Annotated in this window: 18 protein-coding genes; 13 read left to right on the top strand and 5 right to left on the bottom strand. The window is 62.5% G+C overall.

All coding sequences use genetic code 11. The features are described 5' to 3' along the window. The first annotated feature begins 29 nt into the window (after positions 1 to 29). The 3 genes from ACMFWR_RS08065 to ACMFWR_RS08075 all read left to right on the top strand — a co-directional run bounded on the left by ACMFWR_RS08065 (position 30) and on the right by ACMFWR_RS08075 (position 3,371). Positions 30 to 2,291: a heavy metal translocating P-type ATPase gene (locus ACMFWR_RS08065; RefSeq protein ID WP_413194473.1), complete on the top strand. Its 2,262-nt coding sequence runs from the start codon at positions 30 to 32 to the stop codon at positions 2,289 to 2,291. Between the two features lie 138 nt (positions 2,292 to 2,429). Next, positions 2,430 to 2,882 (top strand): Cu(I)-responsive transcriptional regulator, encoded by a 453-nt coding sequence (cueR, locus tag ACMFWR_RS08070; RefSeq protein WP_413194474.1) that lies wholly within the window; start codon positions 2,430 to 2,432, stop codon positions 2,880 to 2,882. A 339-nt stretch (positions 2,883 to 3,221) separates the two neighbouring features. After that, complete coding sequence (locus ACMFWR_RS08075; protein WP_413194475.1) at positions 3,222 to 3,371, top strand: DUF3563 family protein; 150 nt, start codon at positions 3,222 to 3,224, stop codon at positions 3,369 to 3,371. A 219-nt stretch (positions 3,372 to 3,590) separates the two neighbouring features. Here the strand turns inward: ACMFWR_RS08075 and ACMFWR_RS08080 are convergent, their stop codons facing one another. Beyond that, positions 3,591 to 4,079 carry a VOC family protein gene (locus ACMFWR_RS08080; RefSeq protein WP_413194476.1) on the bottom strand — a complete coding sequence of 163 codons (489 nt, stop codon included), beginning with the start codon at positions 4,077 to 4,079 and terminating at the stop codon, positions 3,591 to 3,593. A gap of 143 nt (positions 4,080 to 4,222) precedes the next feature. Continuing rightward, a complete protein-coding gene (locus ACMFWR_RS08085) occupies positions 4,223 to 4,969 on the bottom strand; it encodes a TetR/AcrR family transcriptional regulator (RefSeq protein WP_413194477.1) in 747 nt (248 codons plus the stop codon). Positions 4,970 to 5,502: 533 nt separating this feature from the next. Here ACMFWR_RS08085 and ACMFWR_RS08090 point away from each other — a divergent pair. The 6 genes from ACMFWR_RS08090 to ACMFWR_RS08115 all read left to right on the top strand — a co-directional run bounded on the left by ACMFWR_RS08090 (position 5,503) and on the right by ACMFWR_RS08115 (position 13,678). Next, positions 5,503 to 6,765 carry a Zn-dependent hydrolase gene (locus ACMFWR_RS08090; protein WP_413194478.1) on the top strand — a complete coding sequence of 421 codons (1,263 nt, stop codon included), beginning with the start codon at positions 5,503 to 5,505 and terminating at the stop codon, positions 6,763 to 6,765. A gap of 98 nt (positions 6,766 to 6,863) precedes the next feature. Then, positions 6,864 to 8,225: an NAD(P)-dependent oxidoreductase gene (locus tag ACMFWR_RS08095; RefSeq protein ID WP_413194479.1), complete on the top strand. Its 1,362-nt coding sequence runs from the start codon at positions 6,864 to 6,866 to the stop codon at positions 8,223 to 8,225. Positions 8,226 to 8,252: 27 nt separating this feature from the next. Further along, positions 8,253 to 9,539 carry an NAD-dependent dihydropyrimidine dehydrogenase subunit PreA gene (preA, locus tag ACMFWR_RS08100; protein WP_413194480.1) on the top strand — a complete coding sequence of 429 codons (1,287 nt, stop codon included), beginning with the start codon at positions 8,253 to 8,255 and terminating at the stop codon, positions 9,537 to 9,539. A 270-nt stretch (positions 9,540 to 9,809) separates the two neighbouring features. Continuing rightward, positions 9,810 to 11,309: an NCS1 family nucleobase:cation symporter-1 gene (locus ACMFWR_RS08105; RefSeq protein WP_413194481.1), complete on the top strand. Its 1,500-nt coding sequence runs from the start codon at positions 9,810 to 9,812 to the stop codon at positions 11,307 to 11,309. A gap of 99 nt (positions 11,310 to 11,408) precedes the next feature. After that, a complete protein-coding gene (hydA, locus tag ACMFWR_RS08110) occupies positions 11,409 to 12,875 on the top strand; it encodes a dihydropyrimidinase (RefSeq protein WP_413194482.1) in 1,467 nt (488 codons plus the stop codon). 32 nt (positions 12,876 to 12,907) lie between these two features. Further along, positions 12,908 to 13,678, top strand: a complete 771-nt coding sequence (locus tag ACMFWR_RS08115; RefSeq protein ID WP_413194483.1) for a hypothetical protein — start codon at positions 12,908 to 12,910, stop codon at positions 13,676 to 13,678. 145 nt (positions 13,679 to 13,823) lie between these two features. On the opposite strand, the gene ACMFWR_RS08120 is transcribed toward ACMFWR_RS08115, so the two are convergent. Together ACMFWR_RS08120 and ACMFWR_RS08125 are read right to left on the bottom strand one after the other, a co-directional pair. Next, the gene (locus ACMFWR_RS08120; protein WP_413194484.1) at positions 13,824 to 14,669 is read right to left on the bottom strand and encodes a 23S rRNA (adenine(2030)-N(6))-methyltransferase RlmJ; all 846 of its coding nucleotides are present in this window, start codon (positions 14,667 to 14,669) and stop codon (positions 13,824 to 13,826) included. A gap of 284 nt (positions 14,670 to 14,953) precedes the next feature. Continuing rightward, positions 14,954 to 15,925: a potassium channel beta subunit family protein gene (locus ACMFWR_RS08125; protein WP_413194485.1), complete on the bottom strand. Its 972-nt coding sequence runs from the start codon at positions 15,923 to 15,925 to the stop codon at positions 14,954 to 14,956. Positions 15,926 to 16,401: 476 nt separating this feature from the next. Between ACMFWR_RS08125 and ACMFWR_RS08130 the strand changes: the two genes are divergently transcribed. Together ACMFWR_RS08130 and ACMFWR_RS08135 are read left to right on the top strand one after the other, a co-directional pair. Then, positions 16,402 to 17,187, top strand: a complete 786-nt coding sequence (locus tag ACMFWR_RS08130) for a 3-hydroxybutyrate dehydrogenase (protein ID WP_413194486.1) — start codon at positions 16,402 to 16,404, stop codon at positions 17,185 to 17,187. Positions 17,188 to 17,467: 280 nt separating this feature from the next. Further along, positions 17,468 to 18,697, top strand: coding sequence for a patatin-like phospholipase family protein (locus tag ACMFWR_RS08135; protein WP_413194487.1), 1,230 nt, complete (start codon positions 17,468 to 17,470; stop codon positions 18,695 to 18,697). Between the two features lie 231 nt (positions 18,698 to 18,928). On the opposite strand, the gene ACMFWR_RS08140 is transcribed toward ACMFWR_RS08135, so the two are convergent. Continuing rightward, positions 18,929 to 20,128 (bottom strand): amino acid aminotransferase, encoded by a 1,200-nt coding sequence (locus ACMFWR_RS08140; RefSeq protein ID WP_413194488.1) that lies wholly within the window; start codon positions 20,126 to 20,128, stop codon positions 18,929 to 18,931. Positions 20,129 to 20,264: 136 nt separating this feature from the next. Between ACMFWR_RS08140 and uvrB the strand changes: the two genes are divergently transcribed. Together uvrB and ACMFWR_RS08150 are read left to right on the top strand one after the other, a co-directional pair. Next, positions 20,265 to 22,352: an excinuclease ABC subunit UvrB gene (gene uvrB, locus ACMFWR_RS08145; protein WP_413194489.1), complete on the top strand. Its 2,088-nt coding sequence runs from the start codon at positions 20,265 to 20,267 to the stop codon at positions 22,350 to 22,352. A 200-nt stretch (positions 22,353 to 22,552) separates the two neighbouring features. Further along, the gene (locus ACMFWR_RS08150; RefSeq protein WP_413194490.1) at positions 22,553 to 23,113 is read left to right on the top strand and encodes an iron transporter; all 561 of its coding nucleotides are present in this window, start codon (positions 22,553 to 22,555) and stop codon (positions 23,111 to 23,113) included. Positions 23,114 to 23,118: the final 5 nt, after the last annotated feature.

Raw genomic sequence — 23,118 nt, forward strand, 5'->3', positions numbered from 1 at the left:
CATCCAGCAATACCAGGCAGGAATTGGTCATGAGCAGTGAAACCCTCCAACCCCCGCGTACGACCGCGCCCGTGGCGCGTGAGACCGTCGATCTCGTCGTCGATGGTATGACGTGTGCGTCGTGCGTCGCACGGGTCGAGCGCGTGCTCAAGAAAACGCCCGGCGTCAGCGCCGCGAGCGTCAACCTCGCCACCGAGCGCGCCCGCGTTGAATTCGAGGCCGGCGTGCCGGTCAACACGCTGCTCGCCGTGATCGGCAAGGCGGGTTACGAAGCGCGTGTCGATACCCATACGCCCGCCGAGGGTAAAGCGGACGAAGCGGAAACCGAGCGTGCCGAAGGCGAGCGGCGCGAAGCCATCCGCGTGCTGATCGCCGCCATTCTGTCGTTGCCGCTCGCGATTCCCATGGGTGCGGAACTGTTCGGTATCCATGCGATGTGGCCGGCATGGCTGCAGTTCGCGCTGGCCACACCGGTTCAGTTCTGGCTCGGCGCGCGTTTCTATCGGGCCGGGTGGGGTGCGCTGCGCGCGGGCTCGGGCAATATGGATCTGCTGGTTGCACTCGGCACGTCGGCGGCCTACGGGCTTAGCGTGGTCGAGTGGCTCAGCGCCAGTGGAAGTGCGATGCCGGCCTTGTATTTCGAAGCCTCGGCGATCGTGATCACGCTCGTGCTGTTCGGCAAATGGCTCGAACGGCGTGCGCGGCGGCAGACGGCCGCGGCCATTCGGGCGCTCCAGGCGCTGCGTCCTTCGCATGCGCGCGTCGTGCGTCATGGCGAAGAGGCGGATATTGCGCTCGCTGAGGTGCGCGTCGGCGATCTCGCGATTGTCCTGCCGGGGCAACGCATTCCCGTCGACGGACGCGTCGAGTCGGGCGCAGGCGCCGTCGATGAATCGATGCTGACCGGAGAAAGCGTGCCGGTCGAGAAGCGGCCGGGCGACCGGCTGACCGGCGGTTCGATCAATGGCGAATCGCTGCTGCGCGTGCGCGTCGATGCGGTCGGCGCTCAGACGGCGCTCGAAAAAATCATTCGACTGGTTGAGGACGCGCAGACGGCGAAGGCGCCGATCCAGCGTCTCGTCGATCGGGTCGCCGCGGTGTTCGTGCCGGTTGTGATTGGCATTGCGCTCGTCACGCTGGTCGGTTGGGTGTGGGCCGGCGCGGGCTGGCCGGTTGCGATTATCCGTGCGGTGTCGGTGCTGGTGATCGCATGTCCGTGCGCACTCGGACTCGCCACGCCGGTGGCGATCATGTCGGGTACCGGCGTGGCGGCACGGTTCGGGATCCTGATCAAGGATGCAAACGCGCTCGAGCTCGCGCACCGCGTCAACTGGGTTGGTTTCGACAAGACGGGCACGTTGACGGTCGGTCGTCCGCGTGTGATCGGCTTCGATCGCGTGGCGAACATCACGCGCGGCGAACTGCTGTCTCTCGCAGCGGAAGTGCAGCGCGGCAGCAGCCATCCGCTTGCTCGGGCCGTGATCGATGCCGCCGAGGATTATGCGGCTCAGCCGTCGGACCAGGCGGCCTCTCAGGTGCGTGCCCTTGCGGGCCGCGGGGTCGCGGCGAACGTCGGCGAACGCAGTCTCGTGTTCGGCAACCGGCAGGCGCTTCAGGATGCGCATATTCCGTTGTCGCCGTCGCTTGTCGAAGCCGTGCACATGCATCAGGACGACGGGCACACGGTGTCGTGGCTTGCCGAAACCGCGCCGTTGCCGCGCGTGCTTGGCTGGTTCGCGTTCGCCGATACGATCCGACCGAGCGCGCTCGACGCGATCGGTCGCTTGCACCGTCTCGGCGTGCGTTGCGCGATGCTGACCGGCGATAACGCGCCGGCCGCCGCCCGGATTGCTGACGCCCTGGGCATCGATCACGTCGAAGCGGAACTCTTGCCCGCTCATAAGGCGGCGCGCGTGGTCGAGGCGCGCACGGGCGGGGCGGTCACCGCGATGGTCGGGGACGGCATCAACGATGCCCCTGCGCTGGCCGCGGCCGACGTGGGTATTGCACTCGCGAGCGGTACCGATGTCGCGATGCATGCGGCCGGCATCACGCTGATGCGCGGCGATTTGTCGCGTGTCGCGGACGCACTGGATATCTCGCGTCGCACGTATAGCAAGATCCGGCAAAACCTGTTCTGGGCCTTTATCTACAACGTGGTCGGCATTCCGTTGGCCGTGTTCGGGCTCCTGACGCCGGTTGTCGCGGGCGGGGCGATGGCGGCGAGCAGCGTCTGCGTCGTCGTCAATGCCTTGTGGTTGCGGAGATGGCGGCCCGCGCGCGGTCATTGAGCGGTCTTTGGGCTTTGCATTGCGCGTGGTCCTTTGGGCTGCGCGTGTGATGGCCTCTCAAGTGGCCGCTTGGGGGCTTCAAGTGGGGCGAAGGCGAGGCGAGGCAAGGCAGCGCCGGAACGATTGAGGAGCGGTCACATGAATATCGGACAAGCGGCGAAGGCGGTTGGCTTGAGCGCCAAGATGATCCGCTACTACGAAAGCATCGGGCTCGTGGATCCGACGTCACGCACGGAAGCGGGGTATCGGATCTATCGAGAGGACGATCTCCATCATTTGCGCTTTATCCGGCAGGCCCGGCATCTCGGGTTTGGGATCGAGGATGTGCGGCGACTGCTCGGCCTCTGGCAGGACCGCGAGCGTGCGAGCGCCGAGGTCAAGGCGATTGCGCTGTCACATGTCGATGATCTGAACCGGCGAATCGCCGAGATGGCGTCCATGCGCGATGCGCTCGCGCACCTCGCGTCGACCTGTCATGGCGACGGCCGACCCGATTGCCCGATTCTTGAAGGTCTCGCCGACGGGAGCGGCCTGATCGCGGGCGAGGAATGTGGCGCCTGCGCAACGCAGACGGACGCGCTGGCCCGCTAAGACGATCTGATGCGCTGCACCGTGATCGATCCGCACGGCCCGAAAGTGCGGTCGTGGCGCACAACCTGGTGCGAAGTCGAACGGAATTGGCGAGTGAATTTAAAATAAATCTTTGTTTTTAAAGTAAAAAAATAAATTCACTCGCGCCGCTTCGATTCGGGCATCGATTCACCGGAACATATCATTCCGAACGGCTATGCAAAGCATGCCGCGAATTCATCATGCGCTGCACCAATCTCTCTATACTTCGACTTAACGATAGTCATTAGGGATTTCCCTTACGGGAATGACCGGAGTCTTGAGGGATGCCCCGGAAGACTCCTCAACCGGAGAAAGGCCATGTTTGCACCGTTCCTCGTCCTGCTCAACGCCTGGTTCGAAAAGGCTGAACGCAAGCGCCGTGAAGCGCTGCTCGCCTCGTCGCGCGATATCTACGATCTGGAAGACCGTATCCGCACGTACGACAAGAACGGCTGGAATTCGCGCTAAGCCGCGACAGGCAGCAATAGGCCGCGCTCGGCGCGATGCATCAGGCATCGTGCAGCGCGAGGCGGCACCGCGTAAGCGAATGCCGCACAAGGCGTCAAAGTTTTTCGACCGCGACGTCCCGCGGGTAGCGTTCAGCGTGATGTCGACGCAGCTGCGTGTATCCAGCTACGGCGTGAGTCGACACCGCAAAACACGCGACGGATCAGGCCGCCTGGCCGATCACGCCCCCTGGCGTTGCTTGCGTTCATCGATCCATTGCTCGATGACTTTTTGAGGCGTCGGCGCGCGTTTGCTGGCCGTTGCTTCGGCCGCCGCCACCGTGATCTCGAACATCACCCCGTTCGGATCGCAAAAGAAGGCGTGTCGGCCATCGACATGCCGTTCAATCGCATACTCGACGCCACATCGATCGAGTTTCGCGAGCCATTGATCAAAGTCCGCCGCGCTCGGAACGCTGAGTCCGACGTGCCGGATATCGCGTGGCAAATCATCCGATTCGGGGCGTTCAATGCCCTCGAACTCGAAAAACCCCAACGTCGTCCCATTGCCGAGCTCGTACGAAAACAACAAGTACGGCCGGTGCCACTGCGCACTCACGCCGCTCGAGGCGCGCACAAGCCGCAGACCCATCACTTCCGTATAGAAGCGATGCGTCGCCGCAGCGTTGAAGCTCGGAAAAGCGAGGTGGTCGAGAATGGCGTTTGACATAGATCGATACTGAGCCGAAGCGCGATGCACCGCTTGCACCGTGCGCGCGTGCTGCACGGCGCGGCGAGCGACATCCTCGCCGAAGACCGATTTCGCAGCGAGACGGTGAATACGTGAAGATGCGGTGCGGCGAATCCGGCGCGTCAGCCGATCGCGGAGGCGCGCGGACTCTCGTTGCACGCGAGTGTGCGTGCGCCGCATGCGCGAATGATCATGTCCACGACTTGTTCCGTCGTTTCGCCAAATGTCTGCGGGTTGAGCTTGCGCGGACCGGACAGCGCGCGAATCTGCGCTTCGAAGTCAGCGTAGTGCTGCGTAGTCGCCCAGATCATGAAAAGCAGCGCTTGCGGATCGATCGGCGCAAGCAAACCTTCGGCAATCCAGTCGTTGATCACCACGATGCGGGTATCCATCCAGGGTTTGACGCGCTCGACGAGAATGTCGCGCATATGCGTCGCGCCGTGGATGATTTCATTGGCCCACACCTTCGAACCGAGGGGCCGCCGGCGCGATAGCGCCATCTTCGTGCGCACGTAGCCGCCGATGGCCGCAACGGGATCGTCGCTCGCGTCGAAGGTGTTCGCGGCCTTGTGCCAGTCTTCGAACAAGTCTTCGAGCACGCGCCGGTACAGATGCAGCTTCGTCGGAAAGTAGTAGTGCAGGTTGGCCTTCGGCAAACCCGCGCGCTCCGCAATCATCGACGTGCTCGCCCCATCGAATCCCTTCTCGGCAAACACCGCTTCCGCGCACGCGAGCAGCTGCGCCTCATTGCTTTCGCGAATCTGCGCCTTTCGACGCCGCGGTTTTGCGTCGGTCTTTTCTGTCTGAGCAGCCGGGTCTACGGCTTCTGCCGCGCAAGGGGCGACAACCTCGATGTCTTCTTCACGCATGGCATTGGGTCTTTCGGATTCGGGAGAAACACCATGAACGCTACCTCAAGTCCATGACGGCCGCATGGGCCGATTGGTTTCCGCGTCACGCACAAATCAGCTGAAGGTCATTGTAGTCGCTCGCACGCGCTTCACCTGCGCGACGCCTGCTCATATGCATTCGCCGATGCGCTCATCTGCGTGCGTCGGGGTATACGCCAGAAACGCGCGAATTGGCATGGTTCTCGCGTAGGTCTACGTTGCAGCGCGACATCGATATAGCTTTGAAATCGCTCGAAAAATCGTCTACAACCTGTCCAAGCGGACAGGATTGGAAAACGACTCGAAGCCGCTGCGGAAATGTCTGATTGCGACGGGTGCGCTGCTGCACCTCGACTGTGCCGAGTGCTCATCACGAGGGCGACGCCGCTCGCAAGAACGCCATTCCGGTGCCGTGGCCTGCCACGGTATCCGTCGTAGAGAAGTGAGGGTGGCTGCGCAATGCGCGGTCGCCCGGACTTCGATACGGCGCCCACCCCCACAAGGAGATGCGGATGAACGCAGTGACCGAAGCAGCATTGACGACCGCCACCCGTGTCAATGGCGCGCGTCTATGGAGCAGCTTGATGGAGATGGCCAAGATCGGAGCAACGGCCAAGGGCGGTGTGTGCCGCCTCGCGCTGACCGATCTCGACAAGCAGGGCCGCGACCTGATCGTCAAATGGGCGCGTGAAGCCGGTTGCACAGTCAGCGTCGACAAGATGGGCAATGTGTTTATGCGCCGCAAAGGCCGCAACGATGCGCTGCCGCCGGTCGTGACCGGTTCGCATGCCGACTCCCAGCCTACGGGTGGCCGTTTCGACGGCATCTACGGTGTGCTCGGCGGTCTTGAAGTCATCCGCACACTCAATGACCTCGGCATTGAAACCGAGCGTCCTGTCGAAGCCGTGATCTGGACCAATGAAGAGGGCTCGCGTTTCGCGCCCGCGATGGTCGCATCCGGTGTGTTCGCGGGCGTGTTCACGCTCGAATATGGTCTGTCGCGCAAGGACGTCGATGGCAAGACGATGGGCGAGGAACTCGAACGGATCGGCTATGCGGGCGATCTGCCGGTCGGCGGCCGTCCGATTCACGCCGCGTTCGAACTGCATATCGAGCAGGGGCCGATCCTTGAAGTCGAGGACAAGACGATCGGTGTCGTGACGGATGCGCAGGGTCAGCGCTGGTACGAGATCGTGTTGACGGGCCAGGAATCGCATGCGGGCCCGACACCGATGAATCGCCGGCGCGATGCCTTGCTTGGCGCGTCTCGCATTGTCGATCTCGTGAATCGTATCGGTCTCGCGCACGCACCGTTCGCGTGTGCGACGGTCGGCATGATGCAGGTCTACCCGAATTCACGCAACGTGATCCCTGGCCGTGTGTTCTTCACGGTTGACTTCCGTCATCCCGATGACGACGTGCTCAAGCAGATGGATGCGGAACTCCGCGAAGGCGCGGCAAAGATCGTCGCCGACGCGAAGCTCGAGATGGCCATTGAGCAGATCTTCTACTATGCACCCGTCAAATTCGATCCTGCCTGCGTGAGCTCGGTCCGCGCGGCGGCACAGCGTTTCGGCTATTCGCATCGTGACATGGTGTCCGGAGCGGGCCACGACGCGTGCTACCTGTCGCAGGTCGCACCGACGTCGATGGTGTTCGTGCCGTGCGTCGACGGGATCAGCCATAACGAAGTCGAGGATGCGAAGACGGAGTGGATCGAGGCGGGCGCGAATGTGCTGCTGCACGCGATCCTCGAGCGCGCATCGGAGGCCTGATTGCGGCGCACCTGAATCTCCGGCAGCACACATCGAGTAGTACATGAGACGCACGGCTATGCATCGTGCGGGGCACTCCTTCACCCACAAGGAAGACTATGCGATTCAAGGAAACCGGCGATATCGCTGCCGGCCGTCTGTCGGCCGAGCAGCTTGCGAATCAGTTCGCCGACGTGGCGCCGCCGCTCTCGCGTGACGAGGCACTCGTTGCGGCCAACCGGTGCTACTTCTGTTATGACGCGCCGTGCATCAATGCGTGTCCGACGGGTATCGACATTCCGTCGTTTATCCGCAAGATCCAGACGGAAAACCTCAAGGGCGCGGCCACCACAATCCTCGCAGCCAATCCGCTGGGTGGCATGTGTGCACGCGTCTGCCCGACGGAAATCCTCTGCGAAGGCGCCTGCGTGCGCAATACGCAGGAAAGCCAGCCCGTGCAGATCGGGGCGCTTCAGCGTCATGCGACCGACTGGGTCTATGAACAGAACGTCGCCTTGTTTCGCCGTGCGCCGGACACAGGGCGTCATATCGCCGTGGTCGGCGCAGGTCCTGCGGGACTGGCGTGTGCGCACAAGCTTGCGCTCGATGGCCACCGCGTGACGATCTACGACGCGCGCGGCAAGGGCGGGGGGCTCAATGAATACGGCATCGCGGCCTACAAGACCGTCAATGAATTCGCGCAACGCGAAATCGACTGGCTGCTGAGCGTCGGCGGCATCGATCTCAAGTGCGGCATCGCGCTCGGCAAGGACGTCTCGCTCGATCAGCTTCGCGGCGACTACGACGCGGTGTTTCTCGCAATCGGTCTTGCCGGTGTCAATGCGCTCGGTATCGAAGGCGACGCACTGGCCGGCGTGTCGTCCGCGGTCGACTTTATCGAAACGCTGCGGCAGACGCGCGATCTCGCGTCGTTGCCCGTCGGACGTCGCGTTGTCGTCATCGGCGGCGGCAACACCGCGGTCGATGCGGCCGTTCAATCGCGCAAGCTCGGCGCGCAAAGCGTGGCGATGGTCTATCGGCGTGGCGTCGAGTCGATGAGCGCAACGTGGGCCGAGCGTGAATTCGCACAGAAGAACGGCGTGACGATCATTGAACACGCACGTCCCGTTCGTGTGCTCGCAACAGACGGTGTCGTGACCGGGGTGCTGTTCGAGCAGACCGTCATCGACGAAGGCCGGCTCAAGGGCACCGGCGATACGTTCACCGTGCCCGCGGACACCGTGTTCAAGGCGATCGGCCAGACGCTCGTGTCGTTTGGCGAGGGCTTCGAATTGTTGGCCACCGTGGGCGGAAAGATCGAAGTCGACACGCACTGCGCGACATCGCTGCCCGGCGTGTGGGCCGGCGGTGACTGCGCGCAGACGGGGATGGATCTGACCGTGCAAGCCGTCGAAGACGGCAAGTGCGCGGCCGCAGCGATCGATCGCGCGCTGGCCGAATCGATGCCGCGTGCGGCTTGAGATCAACAAAAAATTGAAGGAATGGCTATGGCTGACCTGACTTGCACGATCGCCGGTATTCGTTCACCCAATCCTTTCTGGCTCGCGTCGGCACCGCCGACCGACAAGGCCTATAACGTCAATCGCGCGTTCGAAGCCGGATGGGGTGGCGTCGTATGGAAGACGCTCGGCAACGATCCCCACGTCGTCAATGTGAGCTCGCGTTATGGTGCGACGCAGTGGAATGGCCAGCGTATGGCGGGCTTTAACAATATCGAGCTGATCACCGATCGTCCGCTGGCCGTCAATCTCGAGGAAATTCGCCAGATCAAGCGCGACTGGCCCGATCGCGCCATGATCGTGTCGCTGATGGTGCCGTGCAACGAAGCGGACTGGAAGGCGATTCTGCCGATGGTCGAAGACACGGGCGCTGATGCGGTCGAACTGAATTTCGGCTGTCCGCACGGCATGTCGGAGCGCGGCATGGGCTCCGCCGTGGGGCAGGTGCCCGAATACATCGAGATGGTCACGCGCTGGGTCAAGGAAGGCACCCGCATGCCGTGCCTGGTCAAACTCACGCCCAATATTACCGATATCCGCCTCGGCTCACGTGCGGCTTACCGGGGCGGCGCGGACGGCGTGTCGCTGATCAACACGATCAATTCGATCGTGACCGTCGATCTCGATCTGATGGCGCCCACGCCGACTGTCGACGGCAAGGGCGCGCATGGCGGCTACTGCGGCCCGGCCGTCAAGCCGATCGCCATGCATATGGTCAGCGAGATCGCACGCGACAAGCAAACGCCTGGCCTGCCAATCTCGGGCATTGGCGGCATCGGCACCTGGCGCGACGCGGCGGAATTTATTGCCTTGGGGTCCGGCAGCGTACAGGTCTGCACGGCGGCCATGCACTATGGTTTTCGCATCGTCGAGGACATGGTCGACGGGCTGTCGAACTGGATGGATTCGAAGGGATATGCGACGCTCGACGATTTCCGGGGCCGCGCCGTAGCGAATACCACCGATTGGCAATACCTGAATCTTCAATACGATATCAAGGCGCGCATCGATCAGGATCGTTGCATCCAGTGCGGTCTCTGCCATATCGCGTGCGAAGACACCTCGCACCAGGCCATCACGAGCACCAAGGACGGCAAACGCCACTTCGAGGTGGTCGATGCGGACTGCGTGGGCTGCAACCTGTGCATGCATGTGTGCCCGGTCGATGCCTGCATCACGATGGAACGCGTCGACAAGGGCGGTTACTCCAACTGGACGGAGCACCCGAACAACCCGATGCGCGTCGAGGCGGCGGACGATGCCAAGGCGGCTTGATGGAGTGCTTGATGGACCGCTTCATCGACCGCTTGACAGCCGTATTTTGGGTCGTCTTGATTGAGGGCGCGGCGCGATGCGGCCGCGTCGATGCAGTGTTTGAGGGTTTGAAGTGATACGGCGATGACGGATCGAAGCGTCGAACGACGTCGTCGCCGGTCGTAATTGAAGGGCGTCGATGCGCATCGGGGTCGATGGAAATACATAAAGGGCAGCACCGTAACAAGACCTACAACAAATGTCCGAACCAACACTTGACGGAGCACACTCATGACGCAAAACGACAGGCAGTCGGCCGGGCTGGCGACGGCCAGCGAGCTGTATAACGATGACCTCGCGCCGACCGGTCCCGAACAACGGACCTGGCGCTGGTATCACTTCGCGGCACTCTGGGTCGGGATGGTGATGTGCATTCCGTCCTATATGCTCGCCGCGGGTCTGACCGAGCAGGGCATGTCGCCGTGGCAGGCCGTGGGCACAGTGCTCCTCGGCAATGCCATCGTGCTGATTCCGATGCTGTTGATCGGCCACGCCGGCGCGAAGCACGGCATTCCGTATGCGGTGCTCGTGCGCAGCTCGTTCGGCACGCAAGGCGCCAAGCTGCCCGCACTGTTGCGCGCGATCGTCGCGTGCGGCTGGTACGGCATCCAGACCTGGCTCGGCGGCAGCGCGATCTATGTGCTCGCGAACATTCTGTTCGGCAACGTTCTGCAAGGTTCGCCGCTGCCGGTCATCGGCATCTCGGCGGGGCAGGCGGTGTGCTTCCTGATCTTCTGGGCGATCCAGCTGTACTTCATCGTGCACGGCACCGATTCGATCCGTCGCCTCGAAAGCTGGTCCGCGCCGGTCAAGGTCATCATGTGTATCGCGCTCGTGTGGTGGGCTTGCGCGCAGGCGGGCGGTCTCGGCACGATGTTGTCGATGCCGTCGCAGTTCGCCGAAGGCGGCAAGAAGGCGGGCCTGTTCTGGGTTACGTTCTGGCCGAGCCTGACTGCCATGGTCGGCTTCTGGGCGACGCTCGCGCTCAACATCCCTGACTTCACCCGCTTTGCGAAGACGCAGCGCGACCAGGTCGTCGGCCAGACGATCGGCCTGCCGATTCCGATGGCACTGCTGTCCGTCGTGTCGGTGATCGTGACGTCGGCCACGGTCGTGATCTATGGCAAGGCGATCTGGGATCCGGTCGATCTGACGAGCCGCATGACGGGTGTGGGCGTGGGTATCGCGCTCGTGATCCTGACGCTCGACACGATGTGCTGCAATCTCGCGGCCAATCTCGTCGGCCCGGCTTACGACTTCTCGAGCCTGTGGCCGAAGGGCATCTCGTACAAGGCAGGCGGCCTGATCACGGCCTTCATCGCCATCATCATGATGCCGTGGAAGATCCTGGCTTCGACGCAGGGCTATATCTTCACCTGGCTCGTCGGCTATTCGGCACTGCTGGGCCCGATCGCCGGCATCATGGTTGTCGACTACTTCCTGATCCGGAAGACCGAGCTTAGCCATCGCGAACTGTTCGACGACAACGGCATCTATTCGTACGAGAAGGGCTGGAACCTTGCCGCGATCATCGCGCTCGTGCTCGGCGTGTTGCCGAATGTGCCGGGCTTCCTGAACACGGCGTTCCCGGATTCGTTCCCGGGCGTGTCGGACATGTTCAAGAGCATCTACACGTATGCATGGTTTATCGGGCTCGTGATCGCAGCCGTCGTGTACGGCGTGCTCATGAAGATGCGCAAGAGCCCGAGCCCGAGCGTGGCCAACGCATAAGCGGTTCGCTATTACGTTTCTGTAGGAAGGCGGGACCGCGCGGGTGCGGGGTCTCGCCGGTGGGGGCTGGCCCGCTAAGGGCAACCAGGAGGCAGAGCAATGGCATTGCTGATTCGAGGGGGCACGGTCGTCGACGCGAACCAGAGCTATCGCGCCGACGTGTTATGCGATAACGGTGTGATCGTCGCGATCGGAGAGGGGCTCGAGGCGCCCGCCGGCGCGGAAGTCGTCGATGCGGGCGGCCAATACGTGATGCCGGGCGGCATCGATCCGCATACGCATATGGAACTGCCCTTTATGGGCACGGTGGCCAGCGAGGATTTCTTTACGGGCACGGCGGCGGGCCTGTCGGGCGGCACCACGAGCATCATCGACTTCGTGATCCCGAATCCGAAGCAACCGCTGATGGAGGCCTTCAACGAGTGGCGCGGTTGGGCGCAGAAGGCCGCGTCGGACTATGGCTTTCACGTCGCGGTGACCTGGTGGGACGATTCGGTCTATCGCGATATGGGCACGCTCGTGCATGAACACGGTGTGTCGAGCTTCAAGCATTTCATGGCCTACAAGAACGCGATCATGGCCGACGACGAGATTCTCGTGAACAGCTTTTCACGGGCGCTCGAACTCGGTGCACTGCCGACTGTGCACGCGGAAAACGGCGAGCTCGTGTTCCGCCTTCAGCGCAAACTGATCGCAAAGGGCATGACAGGTCCCGAGTTTCATCCGCTGTCGCGTCCTCCCGAAGTGGAAGGCGAGGCGGCCAACCGTGCGATCCGCATTGCGCAAGTGCTCGGCGTGCCGGTCTATGTCGTGCACGTGTCGGCCAAGGATGCGCTCGATGCAATTGCGCGGGCGCGCAGTGAAGGTCAGCGCGTGTTCGGCGAGGTGCTCGCAGCCCATCTGGTCATCGATGAATCGGTCTATCGTGACAAGGACTGGAATCGTGCCGCCGCGCATGTGATGAGCCCGCCGTTCCGGCCCAAGCATCATCAGGACGCATTGTGGGCGGGCCTTGTCGCAGGCCATCTGCAGACGACGGCAACGGATCACTGCTGCTTCTGCGCTTCGCAGAAAGCGATGGGGCGCGACGACTTCACCAAGATTCCGAATGGCACCGGCGGTGTCGAAGACCGCATGTCGGTCATCTGGCATCACGGGGTGAACACCGGGCGCCTGACGCCGAACGAATTCGTCAAGGTCACCTCGACGAACGCTGCGCAGATTTTCAATCTCTATCCGCGCAAGGGTGCCGTGGCAGTCGGATCGGATGCCGATCTGGTCGTCTGGGACCCGAAGGCGACCAAGACGATTTCGGTCAAGACGCATCACCAGAACGTCGACACGAATATCTTCGAAGGCATGAAGGTGCAGGGGCTCGCCGCGCACACGATCTCGCAAGGCAAGCTCGTCTGGACCGACGGCGACCTGCGCGCTGAACGCGGTGCGGGACGTTATCTCAAACGCCCGCCGAATCCGGCATACTTCGAGGCAACCCGGTTGCTCAACCAGTCGAAGGAACCGGTCGCTGTCGAACGACCTCGAGCGAGCGTCGCCACGGCAGCTTAGAGACCAAGACTGGAGCTTTCGGGGCAGTCATCATGGAAGGTCGTCCGACGCATCGGGGAATGCAAGGGCAGCAGGCAGGCGCGCCGTGGTGTGCCGCGCCGGACTTGAAAGGGGCGGCGGTGCGCGGGTCGGGGAGATTCCAGACCAGTCGCGCCGCAGCCGGTTACAGCATGGCGTCGGGCCGCGCAACGGCCGTGGCGTCGCAGGGCGCGGCGGCTGGCGGGATGGGTGCGAACGTTCGGTTCTGGACGCTCTGCATGATGTCCGCTGTGGCTGCACTCGCGCTGGTGTCGTCGCATGCGCATGCGGCGGGGAATGACAGGCAGGCCGTCGTCGTCGACAGCACGGGCAGTGTGTCGGGCGGGCGGCCTGATGTCGTTTACGACAGCCAGAATGGCGTCAGCGGCGGCGCGCCGGCGACGACCTACGAGACGGCGCCGTTCAAAAACGACCGCGTAACGGGTAATCCGGCAAAACGCGACAAGGTCGTCACGCTCAAGCCGGGTCCGAAGGGGCAGGGTGCCGGCGTACCGGCCACGCCGGCGACACCGGCGACACCGGCCAAGCCCGCGGGCGACGACGGTTCGCAGAACAATCCGAACAACCTGCCGTTTGTGCCGTATATCAACGTGACGCCGGGGCAGTATGGCGGTCAGGGGGGCGGAACGTCCGGCACGGGCGGCGCGGGCACCGGACTCCATGCGGGATCGAGCACCGGTCTGCGTAGCGGTTCCACGGGCCTGAACGCGACGACGCGCGGCGGCACCGGGATCGCGCCTGCGCCGAAAGCGCCGTCGAATTGATGATGTGATCGGCGGCGCGGCACAAGAGGCGACGTCCTGAGCAACCTGGACGTTGCCTGGAAACTCATCGCGCTACCGTCGTGTCGTCGACCTCAACGCCGATCCGACATGCTTTCGCATTGGACGCGAGCGCGCCTTATTTCCCTTAGCTCAGTTTCGATTCGAGCGTGAATTTCGCGCCATCGTCGATGCCGAGCTGTTCGACGAGATACGGCATGGTCGTCTTGAGCGCGTTGACGAGCGAATACGGCGGATTGATCAGGAACATGCCGCTGCCGTGCAGGCCGTAGCCGTCCGCGGACGGCTTGCGCACGGTCAGGCTTGCATGCAGCCAGTTCGACGGCAGCACGCGCTTGAGCTGCTCGGGAAAGCGTTGCGACTCGGGCCGCTGGACTTGCGGATACCAGACGGCGTACGTGCCGGTCGCGAAGCGCTTGAGCGATTCGTTGAGCGTGTCGATCGTGCGCGCGTAGTCTTTCTTGTCTTCGTACGACGGATCGATCAGCACAAACGCGCGGCGTGGCGCCGGCGGCAGCAGGGCGAGGATGCCGGTGAAGCCATCGCCCGCGTACAGCATGGCGCGGCGCCCCGCGTCATGGAAATTCTCGCGCAGCACGTTGATTTCGGTCGGATGCAGCTCGAACAGCCGCAGGCGGTCCTGCTCGCGCAATGTGCGCCATGCCAGATACGGTGAGCCCGGATAGAAGCGCAGCGTCCCGTCGGGGTTCATCGCGCGCACTTCATCGACAAAGGCTTCAACGGCTTCGGGCAAATCCTTGCGGTTCCAGAGCGGACCGATCCCGGTATCGAACTCGGCATTCTTGGTCGCTTGCGCGGAGTCGAGCGCATAGGCGCCGGCGCCTGCATGCGTGTCGATGTACCAGAAGGGTTTGTCTTTCTGCGCCATATACCGCAGCGCCTCGACCACGATCAGGTGCTTGAGGACATCGGCATGATTGCCGGCGTGAAACGCGTGGCGGTAACTCAGCATGGGGGAAGCAATAGCGACGGGAAAGGTCGCTATTGTAGACGCGTCGTGCGCCGCTGATACCGGAGGCGATGGCCGGAGTAGCGAATCGCGCCCGGATGATGGCGAGCAAGAAGCGGACGCCGCAACAAACAGGCATCAAACGCGCGGATGAGGAGACATCGCGCCTTCACATCGTCGCCGTGTCGGTCGGCATGACACGACGGCGGGCACCTTGCGGTGATGTTGGTGGCAAGCGAGCAAAGCAACGGCCGTCGTGCGTGACCGTTGCTTCCGGAGACGACCGATCAGGCGTAGTTATCGCCGACCGTGTCTTCGATGCGCTGCTGGATTTCCGGCGTGATGCGCTTGGCCAGCTCAGCGGCCTTGAGGTTCTCGTGCAGCTGCTCGATGCGCGACGAACCCGTGATGACCGTGCTGACGTTCGGGTTCTTGAGCACCCATGCCAGTGCGAGCGTGCCGACCGTTTCGCCGAGTTCCTTCGCGATCGCGTCGAGCTTGCCGACGATCTCGTTCTTCACGGGATCGAGCACTTGCTGTTGCAGCCAGTCATAGCCTTGCAGTTGCGCGCGGCTGCCCGAAGGAATGCCGTTGCGGTACTTGCCGGTCAGCAGACCCGAAGCGAGCGGGCTCCACGTCGTGAGACCCATGCCGTAGTCTTCATACAGGCGTGCGTACTCGTTCTCGACACGCTTGCGATGGAACAGGTTGTACTGCGGCTGCTCCATGACGGGCTTGTGCAGATGGTGGCGCTCGGCGATTTCGTAGGCCGCGCGAATCTCTTCGGCGCTCCACTCCGAGGTACCCCAGTACTGCGCCTTGCCGCGCGTGATCATGTCGCTCATGGCCCACACGGTTTCCTCGATCGGCGTGTTCGGATCGGGACGGTGGCAGAACGCCAGATCGACATAGTCGAGCTGGAAGCGGGCGAGCGAACCATCGATCGCATCCATCAGGTACTTGCGGTTCAGCGTGTGATAGCGATTCGGACGGTTTTCGAGGCCCCAGAAGAACTTCGTCGAGACGACGTAGTTCGCACGCGGCCATGCGAGTTCCTTGAGCGCCTGGCCCATGATCTTTTCCGACTCGCCGCCTGCATAGGCTTCGGCGTTGTCGAAGAAGTTGATGCCGGCGTCGAACGCGGCGGCCAGCGTTTCACGCGCTGCGCGCGTGTCGACCTGCGAGCCGTACGTGACCCACGAGCCGATCGAGAGTTCGCTGACTTGAAGGCCCGAACGGCCAAGACGGCGGTATTCCATTGATGTCATCCTTCTTTGTTTGGGGGAGGTAAATCAAAGGGGTGCTTCGTGAGGGCAGACTCCATGCCCCGTGCGCTCGGTTGTGCCAAGCGCGTGCCACTTTAAACGCGAACGATGACCTCGCGGGCAGACCCTTTCAGTAGTGTGGGTTTCTGAAAGTATCCGCACCCTTCGCGCACCGATCGCGCATCGTCGGTGTATCGATCGTTTCCATGCGCCTTTCACTCCGGTTTCAGGAGGGTGCTGGTTAGCGAATGTCACGCTGCGGGAGCACAATAGCGCGCTGATTCACACAACGTCACCCTGGCCGGATGGCCAGGCGTGATCGTGTCGAATTGCTTGCAACCCCTTGATGGCCGGGGCTTGCGGGCACGCGCGCCGCGCGACCGGCCGCATGGCCAATGTCGTTTGGCCGGATAGTGTGCGGTGCCGCAATCGTGTTCCAATGCCATTCATCGAACCAAGGAGATTGATCCATGTCGCAACTCGCCGGAAAGACTGCAGTGGTCACAGGTGCTGCCAGCGGTATTGGCAAGGAAATCGCGTTTGTGCTGTCCAAGGCAGGCGCAGCGGTCGCGATTGCCGACCTGAACCTCGATGGCGCGAACGCAGTCGCTGATGAGATCAAGGCGGCTGGCGGCAAAGCGATTGGGATCGCGATGAACGTCACCGACGAAGACGCCGTCAATGCAGGTATCGACAAGGTCGCCGCGGAATTCGGTTCTGTGGACATCCTGATCTCGAATGCAGGCATTCAGATCGTCAACCCGATCGAGAACTACGCGTACTCGGACTGGAAGAAGATGCTGGCCATCCACCTCGATGGCGCGTTCCTGACGACCAAGGCTGCGATCAAGCATATGTACAAGGGCGATCGCGGCGGCGTCGTGATCTATATGGGCTCGGCGCACTCGCACGAAGCGTCGCCGCTCAAGTCGGCGTACGTGACGGCCAAGCACGGCCTGCTCGGTCTGTGCCGCACGCTGGCCAAGGAAGGTGCGAAGCACAACGTGCGTTCGCACGTCATCTGCCCGGGCTTCGTGCGCACGCCGCTCGTCGACAAGCAGATCCCCGAGCAAGCGAAGGAACTCGGCATTACCGAAGACGAAGTGATCAAGAAGGTCATGCTCGGCAACACGGTCGACGGCGTCTTCACGACGGTCGATGACGTCGCGCAGACCACGCTGTTCCTGGCGACGTTCCCGAGCGCCGCGCTGACGGGCCAATCGTTCGTCGTGAGCCACGGCTGGTACATGCAGTAAGCAGCAAGGCGGCAACGCGGGCCGGTGCGTGAGCGATTGCTACGCGTATCGGCTTGCACTAAGTTGAATGAGCGCAACGTTATTCCAACACGCGCGTCGCGGCGAGTAGCGCGGCGTGTGTGTGTTGCGGTATCGCTTCATCAGCGTCATCAGCTTCAACAGCTTTATCAGTTTCAGCAGAATCGCACCGCGGCCATCTCGGCCGTGGTGATGTCGTGCGGTGAAAGGGAGGTCGCCCGACTTCCGCGCGCGGCAGACTCGCTCATCGGGGAGGCCTGTAATGGCGGAATCGACAGAGGACAACGTGGTCGGCGACGACGCCCGTCAAGGCGCAACGCCACACGATCAGCCGTATCAGGCCAAGCGCGTCACCGTGCCGCCGTACGAGACGCTTGCCCTTGTGCTTCAGGGCGGCGGGGCGCTAGGCGCGTATCAGGCCGGTGTCTATCAGGGCCTCGAAGAGGCGGGCATCGCACCGAACTGGATTGCCGGCATTTCGATTGGCGCGCTCAATACCGCATTGATTGCGGGCAATCCGCCCGAGCGCAGATTGTCGCGGCTCATCGAGTTCTGGGAACTCGTGTGTACGCCGGCGTATGGCATTTCCGTGCCGTCCGGACTCGAGCAGGCGCTGTTTCACGCGAGCGATTTCATCCGCAAGGGCTTTACGACATGGCAGGCCGTGCAAACGGTGCTCGAGGGGCAGAAGGGCTTCTTCGTGCCGCGCATGCCGCCGCCTTCGCCGTTGTCCAAGCGCGATCCGACCACCGCGAGCTGGTACGACACGCGTCCGCTCAAGGCCACACTCGAGCAGATGTGCGACTTCGACCGGATCAATGACGGCGGCATTCGCGTTTCGGTTGGCGCGGTCAATGTGAAAACCGGCAACTTCGCGTATTTCGACAATACGAAACAGCGCCTGCGCGCCGAGCACTTTATGGCGTCGGGAGCGTTGCCGCCGGGATTCGCGGCCGTCGAGATCGATGGGGAGTACTACTGGGACGGTGGCCTGATGTCGAATACGCCGCTCACGCGGGTACTTCAGACGACGCCGCGGCGAGACACGCTCGCGTTTCAGGTCGATCTCTGGAGCGCATTGGGTCCGGTGCCGGATAACCTGACCGACGTCGGTGGCCGCCAAAAGGACATTCAGTATTCGAGCCGCACGCGTCTGGTCACGGATATGTTACAGCGGTCGCAACGGTTCCGGCACGTGCTGCATGAGGTGCTAAGCAGGGTGCCGCCCGAAGTCCGCGAGAACGATCATTGGTGCCGCGTCGCCGAGGAACTTGCGTGCAGCAAGCGCTATAACGTGATCCACCTGATCTACCAGGCCAAAGAGTACGACGGTCACTTCAAGGACTTCCAGTTCGGCCACTCGACGATGCGCGAGCATTGGGAGTCGGGTCTGGTCGATACGCGCGCTACGCTCGAACACCCTGAATGGCTCGCTTTCCCTGAAAACGACTCGGGATTCGTCACGCACGACGTGCATCGTGATGAGCGGTGAAACATCAGAGTCCGGGGCCCCGCGATAGTTAGCCGTCGCGGGCGGCTGGCACGTTTCGAATGGTGATGCGACGCGCGGACATGCTGCAAAGGGCCGGCGTTACGCAAGTGGTGGAGCGGCGTGGCTCCCCGATGCAGACGATAAAAACGGGCTGGCCCATGACGGACCAGCCCGTTGCAGTGTCGTGCTACGTGGATCGACTCGTTAGCCGAGGTCGATCCTGGCGGCGATTTACTTCAGCACTGCCGTGATCGCGGTGGCGACCGCGTCGATGTTCTTCGTGTTCAGCGCGGCCACGCAGATACGGCCCGTGCTGACGGCATAGATGCCGAATTCCGAACGCAGGCGCTCGACCTGATCGGCGCTCAGACCCGTGTACGAGAACATGCCGCGCTGCTTTGCGACAAAGCTGAAGTCGCGCGATGCGCCGGCAGCCTTGAGCTTTTCAACCAGCGAGTTGCGCATCGTGCGAATGCGGTCACGCATTTCGCCGAGTTCCGTTTCCCACGTCTGACGCAGTTCGGGGCTGCTCAGCACGGCAGCGACGATCGAGCCGCCATGCGTCGGCGGGTTCGAATAGTTCGTGCGGATCACACGCTTGAGCTGCGACAGCACGCGCGTCGATTCGTCCTTGCTCGAGGTGACGATCGTCAGTGCGCCGACGCGTTCGCCGTACAGCGAGAACGACTTCGAGAACGAGCTCGACACGAAGAAGTCGAGGTCGGCCTTCGCGAATTCGCGCACCGCCGTTGCGTCTGCATCGATACCGTCAGCAAAGCCCTGGTACGCGATGTCGACAAACGCGACCAGCTGGCGTGCCTTGACGACTTCGATGACCTTCTTCCACTGGTCGGTCGTGATATCCGCGCCGGTCGGGTTGTGGCAGCAGCCGTGTAGCACGACGACCGTGCCCGCTTCATACGACTCGAGCGCGGCGATCATGCCTGCGAAGTTGACGCCGTACGTGGCCGGATCGTAGTACGGGTAGTTGATGACCTCGAAGCCAGCGCCTTCGAACAGCGCGCGGTGGTTTTCCCAGCTCGGATCGCTGATCGCGACCTTGGCGTTCGGGTTCAGGCGCTTGAGGAAGTCGGCGCCGATCTTGAGCGCACCCGTGCCGCCGAGGGCCTGGGCGGTCAGCACGCGGCCAGCGGCGATCAGCGGCGAGTCTGCGCCGAGCAGCATCGACTGGACGGCCGAGTCATAGGCGGCAATACCGTCGATCGGCAGGTAGCCGCGCGGCAGCGCAGCGTCGACACGGGCTTTCTCGGCGTCACGGACCGCCCGCAGCAGCGGAATCTTGCCTTCGTCATTCGTGTACACGCCCACGCCCAGATTCACTTTGGTCGTGCGGGTGTCAGCATTGAAGGCTTCGTTGAGGCCCAGAATCGGGTCGCGCGGGGCGAGTTCGACGGCGGAAAACAAGGTCATGTGCCTGCTCGGATCAGATAGAGGTGAAAAAGGCGAACCACGGTAGCGGGAGCGGGGAGACGATCCCGATTGCACGAACGGGCTAGAATGCAGAATTCGGCCCATTTCGGGTGCAACCGCACTCATTTTATCGAAGATGACGGACACGTGGGAAAGTGATACCGGGCTCGACGAATCGAAATTCATATCGTTCGAGGGTTCTCCGTACCAGCTCTATCAGCCATTCCCGCCCGCGGGCGACCAGCCGACCGCGATTCAGACGCTCGTCGAGGGCATCGAAGACGGGCTGTCGTTCCAGACGCTGCTAGGCGTGACGGGCTCCGGCAAGACATTCACGATGGCCAATGTGATCGCGCGGCTCGGACGGCCGGCGATCGTGTTCGCGCCGAACAAGACGCTTGCCGCGCAGCTTTACGCGGAATTCCGGGAGTTCTTTCCGCGCAACGCTGTCGAGTACTTCGTGTCGTACTACGACTACTACCAGCCTGAAGCTTACGTTCCGCAGCGCGACCTGTTCATCGAAAAGGACTCGTCGATCAACGAACACATCGAGCAGATGCGGCTGTCGGCGACCAAGAGCCTGCTCGAGCGGCGCGACGTGGTGATCGTCGCGACCGTATCGGCCATCTACGGTATCGGCAACCCGAGCGAATACCACCAGATGGTGCTGACGCTTCGTCAGGGTGACAAGATTGGCCAGCGCGACATGATCGCGCGCCTGATCGCCATGCAGTACACGCGCAACGAGACCGATTTCCAACGCGGCGCGTTCCGCGTGCGCGGCGACACGATCGATATCTTTCCGGCGGAACATGCGGAAATGGCGATCCGCGTCGAACTGTTCGATGACGAGATCGAGACGCTCCAGTTGTTCGATCCGCTGACGGGGCGCGTGCGCAACAAGATTCAGCGCTTTACCGTGTACCCGTCGTCTCACTATGTGACGCCGCGCGATACCGTCATGCGCGCGATCGAAACCATCAAGGAAGAACTCCGCGACCGGCTCGAGTTTTTCCATCGCGACGCGAAGCTCGTCGAGGCGCAGCGCCTCGAGCAACGCACGCGCTTCGATCTCGAGATGCTCCAGGAACTGGGCTTCTGCAAGGGCATTGAAAACTACTCGCGGCATTTCTCGGGCGCCGCGCCCGGGGAACCGCCGCCGACGCTCGTCGATTACCTGCCGCGCGACGCGCTGATGCTGCTCGACGAATCGCACGTGCTGATCGGCCAGTTCAACGGGATGTACAACGGCGACCGGGCGCGCAAGGAAAACCTCGTCGACTACGGATTCCGCTTGCCGTCGGCGCTGGACAATCGCCCGCTCAAGTTCGGTGAGTTCGAGCGCAAGATGCGTCAGGTTGTTTACGTGTCGGCCACGCCGGCCGACTACGAACAGCGCACGACGGGGCAGGTGGCCGAACAGGTGGTCCGCCCGACCGGCCTGGTCGATCCTGAGATCGAAGTCCGGCCTGCGCGCACGCAGGTCGACGATGTGCTGACGGAAATCAATGCGCGCGTCGAGGCCGGTGAACGTGTGCTCGTGACGGTGCTGACCAAGCGCATGGCCGAGCAACTGACGGAGTTTCTCGCCGAACACGCCGTCAAAGTGCGTTATCTGCACAGCGACATCGATACCGTCGAACGGGTGGAAATCATTCGGGACCTGCGCATCGGGACCTTCGATGTGCTGGTCGGGATCAACTTGCTGCGCGAAGGCCTCGATATCCCCGAGGTGTCACTCGTGGCGATTCTCGACGCCGACAAGGAAGGGTTCTTGCGCGCCGAACGTTCTCTGATCCAGACGATCGGCCGGGCGGCACGGAACGTCAACGGCAAGGCGATTCTCTACGCCGACCGGATTACCGATTCGATGCAGCGTGCGATCGGTGAGACCGAGCGTCGCCGCGCCAAGCAAATGGCCTTTAACGAAGCCAACGGCATCCAGCCGCGTGGCGTCGTCAAGCGGATCAAGGATCTGATCGACGGCGTCTACGACGCGACCGAAGCCAAGGCGGAACTCAAGGCCGAGCAGGAACGCGCGAAGTACGAGGATATGAGCGAGAAGCAGCTCTCGAAGGAGATCAAGCGCCTCGAGAAGCAGATGATGGATCACGCGAAGAATCTCGAATTCGAAAAAGCGGCGCAGACGCGGGATCAGCTCGCCAAGCTCCGCGAACGCGTGTTCGGGGCAAACGTCGGCGACTCGTCGTTGTCGGGGACGTGACGGTCCGCTACCCCTCTCGGAATCCATGTTTTGACTGTCTGCCGCCCCGATCGGTGCTAAACTTCACGCTATTGAGAATTGTTCGCATTAACCTTTCCTTGCACATTCGCGCGTGCCAGGTGTCACGGGGCTAGTGATTGAAGGATCCTCAATTAGAACAAGTCGTTGCGTCATCGACGCATCATTCTGGGGAGTCGTGAATGACGGTAAATGCTAAACAAGCTGGTTTCACCAGCGTGGTCATCGCGGGAGCATTCGCTCTCGCATCGTTGAACGCTACGGCCGCGGAATACCCGATCGGCCAGCATGCAAACCAGGGCGGCATGGAAATCGGCGCGGTGTATCTGCAGCCGATCACGATGGAGCCTGAAGGCATGATGCGCAAGGCATCGGACTCGGATATCCACCTCGAGGCGGATATCCATGCGGTCAAGAACAATCCGACCGGTTTCGCCGAAGGCGACTGGATGCCGTATCTGCAGGTCCATTACGAACTCACGAAGGTCGGCACGACGCAGACGCTCAAGGGCGATCTGATGGCGATGGTGGCCAACGACGGTCCGCACTATGGCGACAACGTCAAGCTGTTCGGCCCGGGCAAGTACCACCTGAAGCTGATCGTCGAACCGCCGATGCAGACGGGCCATATGGCGTTTGGCCGTCACGTCGACAAGGAAACGGGCGTGGGCCCGTGGTTCAAGCCCATCACGCTCGAGTACGACTTCCCGTTCGCGGGCGTCGGCAAGAAGGGCGGGTATTGATCGCA

The organism is Pararobbsia alpina, from assembly GCF_965118125.1.
Lineage (GTDB): Bacteria > Pseudomonadota > Gammaproteobacteria > Burkholderiales > Burkholderiaceae > Pararobbsia > Pararobbsia alpina_A.

Coding starts and splice junctions, on each gene's coding strand:
- ACMFWR_RS08120 (WP_413194484.1), bottom strand. CDS start 14,669: ATGCTGAGTTACCGCCACGCGTTTCACGCCGGCAATCATGCCGATGTC.
- ACMFWR_RS08115 (WP_413194483.1), top strand. CDS start 12,908: ATGGAAGGTCGTCCGACGCATCGGGGAATGCAAGGGCAGCAGGCAGGC.
- ACMFWR_RS08065 (WP_413194473.1), top strand. CDS start 30: ATGAGCAGTGAAACCCTCCAACCCCCGCGTACGACCGCGCCCGTGGCG.
- ACMFWR_RS08105 (WP_413194481.1), top strand. CDS start 9,810: ATGACGCAAAACGACAGGCAGTCGGCCGGGCTGGCGACGGCCAGCGAG.
- preA (WP_413194480.1), top strand. CDS start 8,253: ATGGCTGACCTGACTTGCACGATCGCCGGTATTCGTTCACCCAATCCT.
- ACMFWR_RS08130 (WP_413194486.1), top strand. CDS start 16,402: ATGTCGCAACTCGCCGGAAAGACTGCAGTGGTCACAGGTGCTGCCAGC.
- ACMFWR_RS08085 (WP_413194477.1), bottom strand. CDS start 4,969: ATGCGTGAAGAAGACATCGAGGTTGTCGCCCCTTGCGCGGCAGAAGCC.
- ACMFWR_RS08080 (WP_413194476.1), bottom strand. CDS start 4,079: ATGTCAAACGCCATTCTCGACCACCTCGCTTTTCCGAGCTTCAACGCT.
- ACMFWR_RS08135 (WP_413194487.1), top strand. CDS start 17,468: ATGGCGGAATCGACAGAGGACAACGTGGTCGGCGACGACGCCCGTCAA.
- cueR (WP_413194474.1), top strand. CDS start 2,430: ATGAATATCGGACAAGCGGCGAAGGCGGTTGGCTTGAGCGCCAAGATG.
- uvrB (WP_413194489.1), top strand. CDS start 20,265: ATGACGGACACGTGGGAAAGTGATACCGGGCTCGACGAATCGAAATTC.
- ACMFWR_RS08150 (WP_413194490.1), top strand. CDS start 22,553: ATGACGGTAAATGCTAAACAAGCTGGTTTCACCAGCGTGGTCATCGCG.
- ACMFWR_RS08075 (WP_413194475.1), top strand. CDS start 3,222: ATGTTTGCACCGTTCCTCGTCCTGCTCAACGCCTGGTTCGAAAAGGCT.
- hydA (WP_413194482.1), top strand. CDS start 11,409: ATGGCATTGCTGATTCGAGGGGGCACGGTCGTCGACGCGAACCAGAGC.
- ACMFWR_RS08090 (WP_413194478.1), top strand. CDS start 5,503: ATGAACGCAGTGACCGAAGCAGCATTGACGACCGCCACCCGTGTCAAT.
- ACMFWR_RS08125 (WP_413194485.1), bottom strand. CDS start 15,925: ATGGAATACCGCCGTCTTGGCCGTTCGGGCCTTCAAGTCAGCGAACTC.
- ACMFWR_RS08140 (WP_413194488.1), bottom strand. CDS start 20,128: ATGACCTTGTTTTCCGCCGTCGAACTCGCCCCGCGCGACCCGATTCTG.
- ACMFWR_RS08095 (WP_413194479.1), top strand. CDS start 6,864: ATGCGATTCAAGGAAACCGGCGATATCGCTGCCGGCCGTCTGTCGGCC.